The 14,623-nt window shown below is 70.3% G+C and carries 7 protein-coding genes; 5 read left to right on the top strand and 2 right to left on the bottom strand.

Annotated elements, in window-relative coordinates:
- The first annotated feature begins 38 nt into the window (after nt 1-38).
- Genes glyQ through F0P95_RS03180 form a run of 3 tightly spaced genes read left to right on the top strand, consistent with a single transcriptional unit; the run spans nt 39 to nt 4,585 of the window.
- Nucleotides 39-950: a glycine--tRNA ligase subunit alpha gene (gene glyQ / locus F0P95_RS03190; protein WP_182335669.1), complete on the top strand. Its 912-nt coding sequence runs from the start codon at nt 39-41 to the stop codon at nt 948-950.
- Nucleotides 947-3,019, top strand: coding sequence for a glycine--tRNA ligase subunit beta (gene glyS, locus F0P95_RS03185; RefSeq protein WP_182335668.1), 2,073 nt, complete (start codon nt 947-949; stop codon nt 3,017-3,019). Before glyQ ends, glyS begins: the two co-directional genes overlap by 4 nt.
- A 3-nt stretch (nt 3,020-3,022) precedes the next feature.
- Nucleotides 3,023-4,585, top strand: a complete 1,563-nt coding sequence (locus F0P95_RS03180) for a tetratricopeptide repeat-containing sulfotransferase family protein (RefSeq protein WP_182335667.1) — start codon at nt 3,023-3,025, stop codon at nt 4,583-4,585.
- 52 nt (nt 4,586-4,637) lie between these two features.
- Here the strand turns inward: F0P95_RS03180 and F0P95_RS03175 are convergent, their stop codons facing one another.
- On the bottom strand, nt 4,638-7,412 hold the full coding sequence (locus F0P95_RS03175) for a TonB-dependent receptor (RefSeq protein ID WP_182335666.1): 2,775 nt from the start codon (nt 7,410-7,412) through the stop codon (nt 4,638-4,640).
- A gap of 200 nt (nt 7,413-7,612) precedes the next feature.
- Between F0P95_RS03175 and F0P95_RS03170 the strand changes: the two genes are divergently transcribed.
- A complete protein-coding gene (locus F0P95_RS03170; RefSeq protein ID WP_182335665.1) occupies nt 7,613-9,397 on the top strand; it encodes an autotransporter assembly complex protein TamA in 1,785 nt (594 codons plus the stop codon).
- Between the two features lie 77 nt (nt 9,398-9,474).
- Nucleotides 9,475-13,254 (top strand): translocation/assembly module TamB domain-containing protein, encoded by a 3,780-nt coding sequence (locus F0P95_RS03165; RefSeq protein ID WP_182336728.1) that lies wholly within the window; start codon nt 9,475-9,477, stop codon nt 13,252-13,254.
- An 84-nt stretch (nt 13,255-13,338) separates the two neighbouring features.
- Here F0P95_RS03165 and F0P95_RS03160 read toward each other — a convergent pair whose 3' ends face one another.
- On the bottom strand, nt 13,339-14,613 hold the full coding sequence (locus F0P95_RS03160) for a hypothetical protein (RefSeq protein WP_182335664.1): 1,275 nt from the start codon (nt 14,611-14,613) through the stop codon (nt 13,339-13,341).
- Nucleotides 14,614-14,623: the final 10 nt, after the last annotated feature.

The raw sequence follows: 14,623 nt of genomic DNA, 5'->3' as shown, positions 1-14,623 counted from the left end.
CGCTATACTAGCGCACCCATCCGTACGGCCCAGGCAGCATGTCCGCGACTCCCACCGTTCCCATCACTTTCCAGGGCCTGATCCAGACCCTCAACGACTACTGGGCGAAGCAGGGCTGCGTGCTGATCCAGCCGCTGGACCTGGAAGTGGGCGCCGGCACCTTCCACCCGGCCACGTTCCTGCGCTCGATCGGCCCGGAAAGCTGGAACGCCGCCTACGTGCAGCCCAGCCGCCGCCCCACCGACGGCCGCTATGGCGAGAACCCCAACCGCCTGCAGCGCTACTACCAGTACCAGGTGGCGATGAAGCCGAGCCCGGACAACATCCAGCAGCTGTACCTGGATTCGCTCAAGGCGCTGGGCATCGACCCGCTGGTGCACGACCTGCGCTTCGTCGAGGACAACTGGGAATCGCCGACCCTCGGCGCCTGGGGCCTGGGCTGGGAAGTGTGGCTCAACGGCATGGAGGTCACCCAGTTCACCTACTTCCAGCAGGCCGGCGGCCTGGAGTGCAAGCCGGTGCTGGGCGAGATCACCTACGGCCTGGAGCGGCTGTGCATGTACCTGCAGAACTGCGACAACGTCTACGACCTGGTGTGGACCTACGGTCCGGATGGCACCCCGGTCACCTACGGCGACGTCTACCACCAGAACGAGGTGGAGCAGAGCACCTACAACTTCGAGCATGCCGACGTGGCCGAAATGTTCCACCGCTTCGACGCCTGCGAGCAGGAAGCGCAGAAGCTGGTCGAGGCCGGGCTGCCGCTGCCGGCCTATGAGCAGGTGTGCAAGGCCAGCCATTCGTTCAACCTGCTGGACGCGCGCCGCGCCATCTCGGTGACCGAGCGCCAGCGCTACATCCTGCGCGTGCGCGCGCTGGCCCAGGCGGTGGCCAGGTTGTACGAGGCCAAGCGCCTGGAAGCGGTGGCGGCCAGGGAGGTGCAGGCATGAGCATGCAGCCGCTGCTGATCGAACTGGGTGTGGAAGAACTGCCGGTCAAGGCGCTGCCGGGCCTGGCGCAGGCGTTCTTCGACGGCGTGGTCGACGGGCTGGCCCGGCGCGGGATCGCCTTCGAGCGCGACGACGCCAAGCCGCTGTCCACCCCGCGCCGGCTGGCGGTACTGCTGCCGGGCGTGGAAACCGAGCAGCCCGAGCAGCACTCGGAAGTGTTCGGCCCGTACCTGAACATCGCGCTGGACGCCAACGGCGAACCGACCAAGGCGCTGCAGGGCTTCGCCGCCAAGGCCGGCATCGACTGGACCGCGCTGGAGCGCACCACCGATGCCAAGGGCGAGCGCTTCGTGCTGCGTTCGGTGACGCCGGGCGCGAAGACCGCCACGCTGCTGCCGGAGATCGTGCGCGAGGCCATCGCCGCGATGCCGATCCCCAAGCCGATGCGCTGGGGCGCGCACGAGTACGCCTTCGCCCGCCCAGTGCACTGGCTGGTGCTGCTGCACGGCAACGAGGTCGTCGACGCCGAGCTGCTCGGGTTGAAGTCCGACCGCTTCAGCCGCGGCCACCGCTTCATGGCCGACAAGCAGGTGTGGCTGAGCCACCCGTCCGACTACATCGAATCGCTGAAGGCGGCGTACGTGCTGGTCGACGCCGACGCGCGCCGCGAGCGCATCGTGCACGAGGTCAACGCCGCCGCGGCGCAGGCCGGCGGCGTGGCGCGCATCACCGACGACAACCTGGAGCAGGTGGTCAACCTGGTCGAATGGCCGTCGGCGGTGCTGTGCAGTTTCGAGCGCGAATTCCTGGCGGTGCCGCAGGAAGCGCTGATCGAGACGATGGAGATCAACCAGAAATTCTTCCCGGTGCTGGATGCCGGCGGCAGGCTGACCGAGAAGTTCATCGGCATCGCCAACATCGAATCGAAGGACGTGGGCGAGGTGGCCAAGGGCTATGAGCGGGTGATCCGCCCGCGTTTCTCCGATGCCAAGTTCTTCTTCGACGAGGACCTCAAGCAGGGCCTGGCGGCGATGGGCGACGGACTGAAGACCGTCACCTACCAGGCCAAGCTGGGCACGGTCGCCGACAAGGTGCAGCGCGTGAGCGCGCTGGCGCAGCGCATCGCCGGGCAGGTGGGTGCCGACCCGGGGCAGGCAAGGCGCGCCGCCGAGCTGGCCAAGAACGACCTGCAGTCGCGCATGGTGGGCGAGTTCCCGGAACTGCAGGGCATCGCCGGCCGCCACTACGCCGTGGCCGGTGGCGAATCGCCCGCGGTCGCACTGGCCATCGACGAGGCCTACCAGCCGCGCTTCGCCGCCGATGACATCGCCGCCTCGCCTCTGGGCAAGGTGCTGGCCATCGCCGAGCGCCTGGACACCCTGGCCGGCGGCTTCGCCGCGGGGCTCAAGCCGACCGGCAACAAGGACCCGTTCGCGCTGCGCCGCAATGCGCTGGGGCTGGCACGCACGATCATCGAGTCGGGGTTCGACCTGGACCTGCCGGCGCTGCTGGCCGCCGCCAATGCCGGCCTGGCCGGACGCGAGGTGCAGGCCGACACCGGTGAGCTCTACGACTTCATCCTCGACCGCCTGCGCGGCTACTACGCCGACAGGGGCGTGCCGGCCACGCACTTCAACGCCGTGGTCGAACTGAAGCCGGCCTCGCTGTACGACTTCGACCGCCGCATCGACGCCATCGGCATCTTCGCCCAGCTGCCGGAAGCCGAGGCGCTGGCCGCGGCCAACAAGCGCATCCGCAACATCCTGCGCAAGGCCGAGGGCGACATCCCGGGCATGATCGACCCGGCGCTGCTGCGCGAGCCGGCCGAGAGCGAACTGGCCGAAGCGGTGGCCGCGGCCATCGACGACACCGGCGCGGCGCTGGCGCAGAAGGACTACGTCAGCGTGCTGGGCCGCCTGGCGCGCCTGCGGCCGCAGGTCGACGCGTTCTTCGACGGGGTCATGGTCAACGCCGAGGACCCGGCGCTGCGTGGCAACCGCCTCGCGCTGCTGCGTACCCTGGGCGACCGCCTGGGCAGCGTGGCGGCGATCGAGCACCTGTCCGGCTGAGGCATGGACGTGGCCGCCTCCTGGCAGTCCGCGCAGGCCGCACTGGCCCGGCGCGACATGCCGGAGGCGCGCCGGCACCTGCTGGCGGTGTTGGAACGGCAGCCCGCGCACGCGTACGCGCGGGTGATGCTGGCCGGCACGGCACTGGCCCAGGGGCGCCTGCGCGAAGCGGTGCAGCAGCTGCAGCTGGCAGCTGTGCAGGAACATGACGATCCAGTGCTGCTGCTGCGGGTGGCGCAGGCGCTGCTGCGCGTGGGCGACAGCGAAGGCGTGGCGGCGCTGATGCGGCAGGCGTGCGTGGCGCGCTGCGACGATGCCTCCACCCTGGCGGCGCTGGCCCACGTGCTGCAGTCGCTGGGCCTGCACGCCGATGCGCTGCGACTGATGCGGCGCGCCGCCGCGGCCGGCTTCGACAACGCCGACTTCCAGTACTTCCTTGGCGTGCAGCTGCAGTTCAACGGCGAACTGGACGCGGCCGGGCAGGCGCTGGCGCGCTGCCTGCAGCTGCGCCCGGGTCATGGCCGCGCCGCGCTGACGCGCGCGCGCCTGCGCCGCTGGGACGCAGGCGACCACCATGTCGACGCGCTGCGCCGGCAGCTGCAGGTGGTCAACGCCGACGGCGAGGACGCGGCGGCGTTGTGCTTCGCGCTGTACAAGGAACTGGAGGACCTGGGCGACCTGGACGGCGCCTGGAACGCGCTGCGCCAGGGCAATGCGGTGATGTGGCGGCGGCTGCGCCACGACCCGCAGGCCGACGGCGCCCAGCACGCCGCCATGGCGCGGCTGGCGGCCGGCGGTGTCTTTGCCGCGGCCGATGGCGTGGAGGACGACGGCGGCGCGCAGCCGATCTTCATCATCGGCATGCCGCGCTCGGGCACCACGGTGCTGGAGCGCATGCTCGGCAACCATTCGCAGGTGGCGTCGGCCGGCGAACTCGGCGATTTCGCCCAGCAGCTGCGCTGGGCCGCCGACCAGGCCGGACGCGCGCTGCTGGACCCGCCGCTGCTGCAGGCACTGGCGACACTGGATTACCGCGGCATCGGCCAGGGCTATCTACGGCAGGTGCGTTGGCGGCTGGATGGGCAGCGCCGCTTCATCGACAAGCTGCCGCCCAACTACCTGCTGGCCGGGCCCATCGCGCGCGCACTGCCGCAGGCGCTGATCGTGTACGTGCGCCGCGACCCGATGGCGGTGTGCTTTTCCAACTACCGGGCGATGTTCGGCGACTCCTATGGCTACAGCTACGACCTTGATGCGCTGGCCGCGCATCACCACGCCCACGCGCAGCTGATGCGCGCCTGGTGCCGGGAACTGCCCGGGCGGGTGCTCGAGATCGAGTACGAAGCGATGGTGCGCGATCCCGATGCGGCGCTGGCGCAGGTGCTGGGCCGCTGCGGCCTGGCTGCGGAGCATGGCGCCAGTGACCTGACCCGCAACGCCGCGGCTACCGCCACGCTGAGCAGCGTGCAGGTGCGCGAGCCGGTGCACGCGCGCAATGTCGAGGAATGGCGGCGCTATGCCGACCGGCTCGCGCCGCTGCGCGAGCGCCTGCAGGCGGACGGGTGAAAAGAACAGGGGCGGCCGTGGCCGCCCCCGTTCCTTCCCCTGGCCGCGAGGGCTACTGGCTGCGCCCGAAGCGCCAGTTCACTTCGAGCATGTAGGAGCGGCCGTAGCCGTTGTAGTTGAAGATGTTGTAGTACGGATAGCTGGTGTAGGTACGGTCGCGCGGCGGCCGTTCGCCGGTCAGGTTGTTGGCGGTCAGGCTCAGTGAAACGTCGTCGGTCACCGCGTAGTCGACGGTCAGGTTGAAGGTGGTCCACGCCTTGACCCGGCCGGCGTTGTTGGCGGCATAGCCCTGGGTGCTGTCCTGTGCGGCGAAGTTCGGCGTGCGCCCGTAGCGGATGCCGTACAGGGTGGTGGTCCAGTCGCCCATCTGCCAGCCCACGGTACCGCTGAAGATGTTCTTGAACTCGGACGAATAGTACGGATCGCGCAGCAGGTCGATCACCGGGTCTTCCGGGTACTGCTGGCTCTCGTGCTTGAGGGTGACGTTGTAGCGCGCCCCCAGCATGAAGCTGCCCCACGCATCGGTGGCCCAGCGGTAGTCCATGTTGGCGGTGATGCCGCTCACGTCCTCCTTGGCCACGTTGATCGGGTTCACCGCCACCGTGTTGATCTGGTTCGGCTGCGGTGCGTTGGCCCCGGCGCGGCCGATGCGCTGCAGGGCATCGACGCAGGTGGGCGAACTGGCGTCCAGCTGGCCCTGGCGGCAGGCCGCCTCGTTGCGCAGCAGCAGGTCCAGGTCGAGATCGGCGACCTTGTTGTCGATCTTGATGCGGTAGTAGTCGGCGCTGACGGTGAACTGCGCATTGGGCGACCACACCACGCCACCACCCCACGACTTGGCGGTGATCGACTTCAGGTCGGGGTTGCCGGCGCGCGAGCCGCGCACCTGTTCGTCGTTGTAGGAGCACTGGCTGATCGGGACGCCGGGTTCTTCGGTGGCGCAACGGTAGTAGTCGGGCACGAAGGTGTAGAAGCCACTGTCGCCGGCGAACACGTAGGCCATGTCCGGCGACTTGAACGCAGTGGCGTAGTTGGCGCGGAACAGCAGCGAATCCAGCGGCCGGAACTCCAGCGCCGCCTTCCACGTCGCGCGCGAATCGCTGCCGCCGCCCTTGTTCTTGTAATCGTCGTAGCGCCCGGACAGGCTGGCGGTGAGCCGGCTGAAGACCGGCACGCGCAGTTCCACCGCCGCGGCCCAGTTGTCGCGCTTGCCGGCGCCCTGGGTGCCGCTCAGGCCCCAGAACTGGTCGGTGACCACGCGTGGGTCGGTGGGGTTGCTCCAGGATTGCTGGCCGGCCTGCAGCACGCCGGCGAAGCCGACGTCGCCGGCCGGCAGCGAGAACAGCGAGGTGTTGGTGAACTGCAGGTTGACGTTCTGGGTCCAGGTCTTGGACTTGGTGCGGATCTCGCCCTGGAAGCTGCGGTACTGCTCGGGCGTCAGCGGCGTGTAGAAGCCGGCGTCGTTGGGCTCGTAGATCGGGTAGCCGTAATAGTCGCCCAGCTGCGGCCCCAGGAAGTGCTCGCGGAAGAAGTCCTCCATCTTGTCCTTCAGCGGCCACCACTGGCGGCTGTCGATGTGGTACTCCGAACGCGCGTAGTAGGCGTTGTAGTCCCAGTTGGACTGGCCCACGGTGCCCTTGATGCCCAGCGCGACGTTGTAGGAGTCGGCGGTCTGGCGCTCGTTGTTGAAGTCGCGGTCGCCGGTTTCCTCCGGCGAGAAGATGCGCTGGTAGCTCTCCAGGTCGCCGGTGAGGTTGTTGAAGATGTAGCCGCTGGTATCGATCGATGGCTGCCAGAAGCGCGAACCGGAGTTGCTCTCGTTCTTGGTGCGGTTGAGCAGCACGGTGGCGTAGAGGTCGGTGCTGTCGTTGAGCGCATAGTTCAGGTTGGCGTAGCCCGATGCGCTGCGCTCCTTGTTGAGGATGGTCGAATAGCCCGGCTCGTAGCGGCTGCCGCAGTAATTGCCGCGACCGGGACGGGTGTCGTAGATGGTGGTGCCGCCGAACAGGCCGGACAGCGGCGCGCAGGCGGCGGCGCCCGGGTCGATGTAGGCACCGTTGCTGGCGCTGTGGACGAAGGTGCGGCTGCCGTAGCGCGCGGCCGCATTGGGGTTGTCGTTGGTGGAGTCGAAATCCTTGCGGTTGAAGCCGTAGATCGGGTCCTGGTTGCTCAGCTGCAGGCCGGCGGTCAGGTCCAGCTTGTCCCAGCTGTGGCCGCTGGTCAGCTGGAAGCGCTGGTTGCCGCCGCCGCCGCCGTCGTAGCTGCCCATGCGGAAGCTCATCTGGGTGCCGTCCAGCCGCTTCTTCAGGATGATGTTGACCACGCCGGCGATGGCACTGGAGCCGTAGATCGACGACTGGTTGCCGGGCGCGATGTCGATGCGCTCGACCATCGAGGTGGGGATGCTGGCCAGGTCGACGAAATTGCTCTGGCCGTTGTACAGCAGCGGGTAGTCGGCCATGGGGCGGCCGTCGATCAGGACCAGGGTGAAACCCGGATCCAGCCCCAGCAGGCTGATCGGCTTGGCCCCGGGGGTGAAGCCGCCGGAGAACTGGCTGTCCTGCACCGCGCCGGTGGCCAGCGGCTGCGAGCGCAGTACCTCGTAGACGTCCTTGAAGCCCTGCTTCTGGATGTCCTGCGCGCTGATCGAAGTGATCGGCGTGGCCGTCTCGACCTGTACCTGCGGGATCAGCGAGCCGGTGACGGTGATGCGGTCGAGGGTCTCGACGCCCTTCTTGCCGCCGCTGTCGTCGGACTGGGCGAAGGACAGCGGTGAGTAGGCGGTGATGGCGGCGCAGATCGCGGCGCTCAGCAGCTGGCGTTTCATCGGATGGATTCCTGGCTCATGGCGGGTGGACGGTGGAACCCAGTCGGACCGGCGCTCTTCCATGAGCGGGCTCGCCCGCGGCGGTGCCGCGGCGACGCATGCATGACCGGAGGGGCTGGATGCGTTCACGATAATTTAACCGTCCAGGTGAAACCGCCGTGATGATTCCGGCCTTCACGAGCGCCCGGTATGCTGTCGCTATGCTGCCCAAGACCCCCGCATTTGCCCTGTTTCTGGCCACGTTCGCCGCCGTTCCCTTCGCCCATGCCCGCGGCACGATCGAGAAGGTCCAGATCAAGGGGCTGGACAAGGGCGACGACGCGGCGATCATCGAGAACATCGAGGTGTCGCTGTCGCTGTACGACACCATCGGCAAGGCGCAGGGCGAGTCGCGCCTGGAGTACCTGCTGTCGCAGGCCGAGCGGCAGACCCGGCAGGCGCTGGAGCCGTTCGGCTATTACAACCCGACCATCACCGTGGAGGCGCCGCGCGAGGGCGACACGGTGCGGGTGGTGATCGAGGTGCACAAGGGCGAGCCGGTGCGGGTGCGCCAGTCGGAGGTGGTCATCACCGGCCCGGCCGCGCGCGACCGCTACCTGCAGCAGGACCTGGAGGGTTTCCAGCCGCGCGAGGGCGAGCCGTTCGACCACAGCACCTACGAGGCCAGCAAGGTGGTCATCACCCGGCGCCTGTCCGAGCGCGGCTATTTCGACTCGGACTTCACCCAGCGCAAGGTCGAGATCACCCGCGCGCAGGACGCGGCCGACATCTTCCTGAGCTGGGACAGCGGCCGCCGCTACAACATGGGCCGGATCAGCTTCAACCAGGACTATTTCCGCCCGGGGCTGTTCGACCCGCTGGTGTACTGGGAGCAGGGCAGTTACTGGCACGAGGGCAAGCTCGACCGCCTGCGCGAATCGCTGACCAAGCTGGACTACTTCAGCACCATCGACATCCAGCCGCGCCCGGAAGATGCCTATGGCGACGGCGAGGTGCCGGTGGACGTGAACCTCACCCTGGCCAAGCGCACCATCTACACCGCCGGCCTCAGCTACGGCAGCGAGAGCGGCCCGGGTGTGCGCGGCGGGGTGGAGCGGCGTTACGTCAACAGCCGCGGGCACAAGCTCAACACGCAGCTGGACTACGCGCAGAAGCGCAAGAGCCTGGTCACCAGCTACCGGATACCCGCATTCCTCTGGCTCGACGGCTGGTACACCTTTGCCATCAGCGCCTACGACGAGCAGACGCGCTATCTGGACATGCGCAACTTCAAGCTCATCGGCAGCCGCAGCGGCGAGATCAACGAGTACTGGACCGCGATCGCCTCGGTCAACGCGCTGCGCGAGCGCTGGCGCTACAGCTCCGGCGACCCGTTCAGCGATGCGGTCTACCAGTACTCGACGCTGGTGTACCCGCAGCTGACCGCCGACTACGTGAACGTGGACGACAAGGCCTTCCCGCGCCGCGGCTTCAGCGGCAACGCCACGCTGCGCGGCGGCATCCAGGGCGCCGGTTCGGACACCAGCTTCATCCAGGCCGACGCCACCGTGCGCTGGTACATGCCGCTGGGCGACAGCGACCGCCTGATCCTGCGCGGCCAGGCCGGCACCACCTGGACCGGCGACCTGGTGGCGATGCCGCCGAGCCTGCGCTACTTCGCCGGCGGCGACCGTTCGATCCGCGGCTATGCGTGGCGCGAAGTGGGCCCGCGCACCCCGGCCCCTGACAAGTACGCGCTCGGCGCCAAGCACCTGGTGGTGGGCTCGGCCGAGTACGAGCACTACTTCGGCGGCGGCCCGTGGGGCGCGGCGGTGTTCGTCGATACCGGCAGCGCCTTCGACAACACCATCGACCTGCATACCGGCGTGGGCCTGGGCGTGCGCTGGAAATCGCCGGTCGGGCCGGTGCGCATCGACATCGCCCATGGCCTGAACCAACCCGACTCGCAGTTCCAGCTGTACCTGAACATCGGAGCCGACCTGTGAGCCGCCGCCCCGACGACATCACCCCGGAGGAGCGCGAGGCGCGCATCGCCGAACTGCGTGCGCGGCGCCGCGCACGGATGCGCACGCTGGCGATCCGCAGCGGCATCAGCGTGGGCGTGCTGGTGGTGCTGGCGTCGCTGGCGCTGTACTGGCTGCTGCAGACCGTGGCCGGCCGCGACGTGCTGCTGGCGCAGGTGGTGGCACGGCTGCCGGCCGGTTCCTCGCTGACCTGGAGCAAGGTCGAAGGCCCGCTGGCCGGGCCGCTGGTGCTGCACGACCTGGACTTCCGCTACCAGGACATCCACTTCAGCGCCGCCCAGGCCTACCTGGACCCGGACATCCGCCCGCTGCTGGGGCGCAAGCTGCGCCTGGACCTGCTGCGCATCGACAACGCGCAGCTGGAGCTGGGGCCGCTGGAGGACAAGCCGTTCGAGCTGCCGCGCTGGCCGGACGTATTGCCGGCCATCACCCTGCCGCTGGCGTTGCAGGCCGACACCATCGAGATCGATGGCCTGCGCATCGTCCAGCAGGATGCGCCGCCGATCGACATCACCCGCATCCGCGGTGGCCTGGAAGCCGCCGACGGCGAGTTCCGCGCCACCGGCCTGCAGGTGGACGGCAACCTGGGCGACTTCCGCATCGACGGCCACTACCTGCCGCGCCAGGATTACCGCACCGACCTCACCGTGCGCGCGCTGATGCCGGCGCGGCCGGGCCAGCCACGGGCGCGGCTGGGGCTGGTCGCGCGCGGCGACCTGGCGCACATGGAGGTGGCGCTGGCCGGGTACGCGCCCAGGCCGCTGCATGCCAGCCTGGTGCTGGATGGCCGCAGCGACCCGGTGTGGAGCGTGGCCGCGCGCAGCGAGGAACTGGATCTGGGCCAGCTGGTGCCGGCACAGTACCTGGCGCAGGCGCCCGCGCCGCTGGCGCTGGACTTCAACGCGCGCGGGCGCGGCGGCAGCGCGCGGCTGCAGGGCCGCGTGCGCCAGGGCGACCAGGAACTGGTGCTGGCGCCGTCCAATATCGTCATCGACAACCAGGTGCTGACCGTCTCGCCGCTGGTGGCCGAGGCCTTCGGTGGCGAGCTGCGCCTGCAGGGCAGCGCCGACTTCAGCGACACGCAGAACCCCGGCTTCCGCTTCGCGGTGGTCGCCAACCGGCTGACCTGGACCCCCGCGCCCGATCCGTCGGCGCCCGGCATCACGCCGGTGCCGCTGCACCTGAAGGAAGCGCGGCTCGGCGTGGCGGGCACGCTGAAGAACTGGGCGGCGATCGGCAAGGCCGAGGTCGCGCGCGAGGCGCAGGACGCCCGCCTGGACTTCGACCTGCGCGGCAGCGACCAGCAGGCGCGCATCGAGAAGCTCGCGGCGAGCACGCCCGGCGGCTCGCTCGATCTCACCGGTTCGGCGGCCTGGCAGCCGGCGCTGTCGTGGGACGTGGATGCGCGCCTGGCCAGCTTCGACCCGGGCTATTTCGTGCCGGGCTGGGAAGGCAGGCTGTCCGGCACGCTGGCCTCCCGTGGCAAGCAGCTGCCGCCGCCGGCCGGCACCGCGGACATGCGGTTCGAGGCCAGCCTGGACGTGCCGCAGCTCAAGGGCAGGTTGCGCGGCCGCAGCGTCGACGCGCGCGCCCGGCTGGCCTTGCAGGGCACCCAGGGCGAAGGCGACGTGCGCCTGCTGATGGGTGACAGCCGCATCGAGGCCAAGGGCACGGTGGGCGACCGCCTCGACGTGGATGCGCGGCTGCAGCCGTTGCACCTGTCCGACCTGCTGCCCGGCGCCAGCGGCAGCCTGGCCGGCACCCTGCAGTTGCGGGGCACGCCGGCCCAGCCGGACGTCACCGCCGACCTGCGCGGCAACGGGCTGCGCTGGGATGACTGGAAAGCCGGCCAGGCCAGCATCAGCGGCCACCTGCCGTGGAAGGGCGACAACGGAGCGTTGCAGGTACAGGCCAGCGCGGTGGAAGCGGGCATGCTGCTGGACAGCGTGCGCATCGATGCGCGTGGCAGCGTGCAGAACCTGCGGCTGGAGGCCGACACCCGCAACGAACTGGGCGCGCTTGCCGTGGGCGGCAGCGTGCGCCAGGCCGGACAGGCATGGCGCGGCGAGCTGGCGGCGTTGCGGGTAGCGCCGGTCAAGGGCGCGCCCTGGCAGCTGCGCCAGGCCGCGGCCTTCAGCGTGCAGGGCGGCAACTTCACCCTGGCCGACACCTGCCTGGGCTCGGACACCGGCGGTGCGCTGTGCGTGGGCGCCAACTGGCCGCGCGAGGGCCTCCGGCTGCGCGGCGATGCATTGCCGCTGGCGCTGGTGCAGCCGTGGCTGCCGCCGAACGCGGGGCGGCGCATCTACCTGCGCGGCGAGGTCACCATCGATGGCCAGCTGCGCCCGCGCGGCAAGGCCTGGGAAGGCAGCTTCAAGGTCGCCTCGGCCGAAGGCGGCATCCGCCTGGGCGACAACGCCCGCGGCGAACTGGTGCGCTACGACCACTTCTCCATCAACGTGGACATGCAGCCCGGCGGCATCAACGGCTACCTCGGCGTCGGTTTCCAGGGCGACGGCTTCGTCGATGCCAAGGTGCGGACCGGCTGGGAGCCGAACGCCGCGCTCAACGGCGAGCTGTACCTGAACATGTCGCGGCTGTACTGGATGGAGCTGTTCTCGCCCGACCTGGTACGGCCCAAGGGCCTGGTCGAAGGCCATGTCAGCCTGCGCGGCACGCGTGCCCAGCCCTCGCTCGGCGGCGAGGCCAGGCTCAGCGATTTCAGCGGCGAGTTCCCGGCGCTGGGGCTGGCCCTGAGCGAAGGCAAGGGCAGCTTCACCGCGCAGCCCGACGGCTCGGCGCGCATCGCCGCCGAGGTCAGGACCGGTGGCGAGGGCGCGCTGCGGGTCGACGGCGGCCTGTCCTGGTTCGGCGACGCGCAGCCGCTGCGGCTGCACATCGGCGGCGACAAGGTGCTGGTATCCAACACCAGCGAACTGCGCGTGGTCGCCAACCCCGACCTCGACTTCACCCTGGCTGGCACCGCCATGGAACTGCGCGGCAGCGTGCATGTGCCCGAGGCGGCGATCGACCTGGAGCGCCTGGACCGCGGCACCTCGGTATCCGAGGACGTGGTGGTGCTCGATCCGGTCGATCCGGAGGAATCGCGCTCCTCGCCGCTGGACATGGACTTGGCGGTCAGCCTCGGCGACAAGGTGAAGATGAGCGGCTTCGGCCTGAAGGGCGCGCTCACCGGCAAGATGCAGGTACGCGCGCGTCCCGGCCGCGAGATGACCGCCAACGGCGGGCTGGAAGTCAGCGGCCGCTACAAGGCCTACGGCCAGGACCTGACCATCACCCAGGGCCAGCTGCTGTGGAACCACGGCATCGTCTCCGATCCGCGCATCAACATCCGCGCCCAGCGCGGCATCGGCGAGGTCACCGCCGGCATCGTCGTCACCGGCCGCGCGCAGCAACCGCGCGTGGACGTGTGGTCCGATCCGGCGATGTCGCAGTCCGAGGCACTGTCCTACCTGGTCCTCGGCCGCAGCCTGAGCATGGCCAGCAGCGACCAGGCGCAGCAGGTCAACGCCGCCTCCGCGGCGCTGTCGGCCGGCAGCGGCCTGCTCGCCGCGCAGGTCGGCGCCAGGCTCGGCCTGGACGACGCCGGGGTCAGCCAGTCGCGCGCACTGGGCGGTGCGGTGATCGGCGTGGGCAAGTTCATCACCCCCAAGCTCTATGTCGGCTATGGCGTATCGCTGATCGGCAGCGGCTCGGTGCTGACCCTCAAGTACCTGCTGCGTCGCGGCTTCGACATCGAGGTCGAATCGAGCACCGTGGAGAACCGCGGCTCGGTGAACTGGCGCAAGGAGAAATAGCCGGGCCCGCGCCGGCGCATCCGTGGCGGGCGCCGGGCGGATCCGGCGTTCACCACCGCATCATCCGGGCGCGGCCAGGCCGGTTCACGGCGCGGGCGCGGGCGCGGCGGGCAAGGACGAGACGACCGCGCCGCGCAGCACCGGTTTGCCGGCGACCACGTCGGTCCACACCAGTCGCGCGCTGCCGCGGTCGGCGAGCAGGCGCGGGAAGCCGGTACCGCGCCCGCGGCCCTGCAGGATCGCAACCTGCAGGCGGCCGAGCTCGCGCTCCAGAGCAGGGCTGTAGCGGGCAAGCCACAGCGATTGCCCGCGCCCGTCCTCGCGCAGCCAGGCCAGCCACAGGCCATCGGCATCGGCGGCTACCTGCACCCGGCCCTGCACCCCGGCGCCCCGGTCCGGCGCGCGCGGCGCGCCGAAGCTGGCGCCGCCATCGCTGCTATGGGCCAGGCGCAGCAGCGGTTCGCCCTGCGGCGCGGTGTACCACGCCACCCAGGCATGGCCAGCGTATGCGGTGACCGCCGGGCCGTTCACCGGGCAGGCCGGCATGACCCAGTCGTCGGCATGGACCCGCCGTGCCGGTTGCCAGCCGGCGGCCGTGCGGCGGCGCAGGTGGATGTCGCGGGTCTCGGCGGCGTCGCGGCCGCGATACACCAGCAACACCCCGCTGGCGTCGGCGTGGGCTCCGGTCTGGCAGCAGTCGCAGGTCATCGGGTCCAGCTCCTGCTCGTCGTGCTTGCCCAGCCGGGCATCGAAGCGGGCGCTGCGCAGGGTCATCGCGCCGTGGCCGTGGCCGTCGCCGTGCCCGGTACCGGCGGTGCGGCGCCCGTCCAGCCAGGCGATGCCCATGCCGTCGGCGCCTTCCGGCCACAACGAAACGAAACCGTGTTCGGTGGCGGTGGCGTCATCGTGCACGGTGACCGGCGCCGACCACTGCCGGCCGTCGGCCGAGCGCGCCAGCTGCACGTCGTAGGCATACGGGGTAGCGGCGGACCTGCGCAGCCATTGCGCCCACAGCGCGCCATCGGCACTGGCGCGCAGGTGCGGCGTGTCGGCCCAGTTCACGAACCAGTCGTCGCCACGCGCGATCTGCCGGGCCGGCTGCCAGCGGCCACCGGAAAAGCGCGCGTAGCGCAGCTGGTGGCCCTGTGCGTCCGGGGCCAGCCACGACAGCAGCAGGCTGCCGTCGGGCGCGGCCACCAGGTCCGGCTGCGCGGCGCTGGCGTCGGCCGCCAGCGGCCACGGTTCGGCATGCAGGCGCAGGGCCTGGCCGGCAGCCGCGGCAGCGGGCGCCGGCCCATCGCCGGAGCAGGCGCCGAGCAGCGCACATGCCAGCGCGAGGGAAACGGGGAAGATGCGCATGCGCGCAGGA

This window comes from Stenotrophomonas acidaminiphila, assembly GCF_014109845.1.
Lineage (GTDB): Bacteria > Pseudomonadota > Gammaproteobacteria > Xanthomonadales > Xanthomonadaceae > Stenotrophomonas > Stenotrophomonas acidaminiphila.
This window is presented reverse-complemented; position numbering and strand designations above follow the sequence as displayed.

Bases quoted from the DNA above. Each gene is read 5' to 3' on its own strand.
- glyQ (WP_182335669.1), top strand. From the start codon at position 39: ATGTCCGCGACTCCCACCGTTCCCATCACTTTCCAGGGCCTGATCCAG.
- glyS (WP_182335668.1), top strand. From the start codon at position 947: ATGAGCATGCAGCCGCTGCTGATCGAACTGGGTGTGGAAGAACTGCCG.
- F0P95_RS03180 (WP_182335667.1), top strand. From the start codon at position 3,023: ATGGACGTGGCCGCCTCCTGGCAGTCCGCGCAGGCCGCACTGGCCCGG.
- F0P95_RS03175 (WP_182335666.1), bottom strand. From the start codon at position 7,412: ATGAAACGCCAGCTGCTGAGCGCCGCGATCTGCGCCGCCATCACCGCC.
- F0P95_RS03170 (WP_182335665.1), top strand. From the start codon at position 7,613: ATGCTGCCCAAGACCCCCGCATTTGCCCTGTTTCTGGCCACGTTCGCC.
- F0P95_RS03165 (WP_182336728.1), top strand. From the start codon at position 9,475: ATGCGCACGCTGGCGATCCGCAGCGGCATCAGCGTGGGCGTGCTGGTG.
- F0P95_RS03160 (WP_182335664.1), bottom strand. From the start codon at position 14,613: ATGCGCATCTTCCCCGTTTCCCTCGCGCTGGCATGTGCGCTGCTCGGC.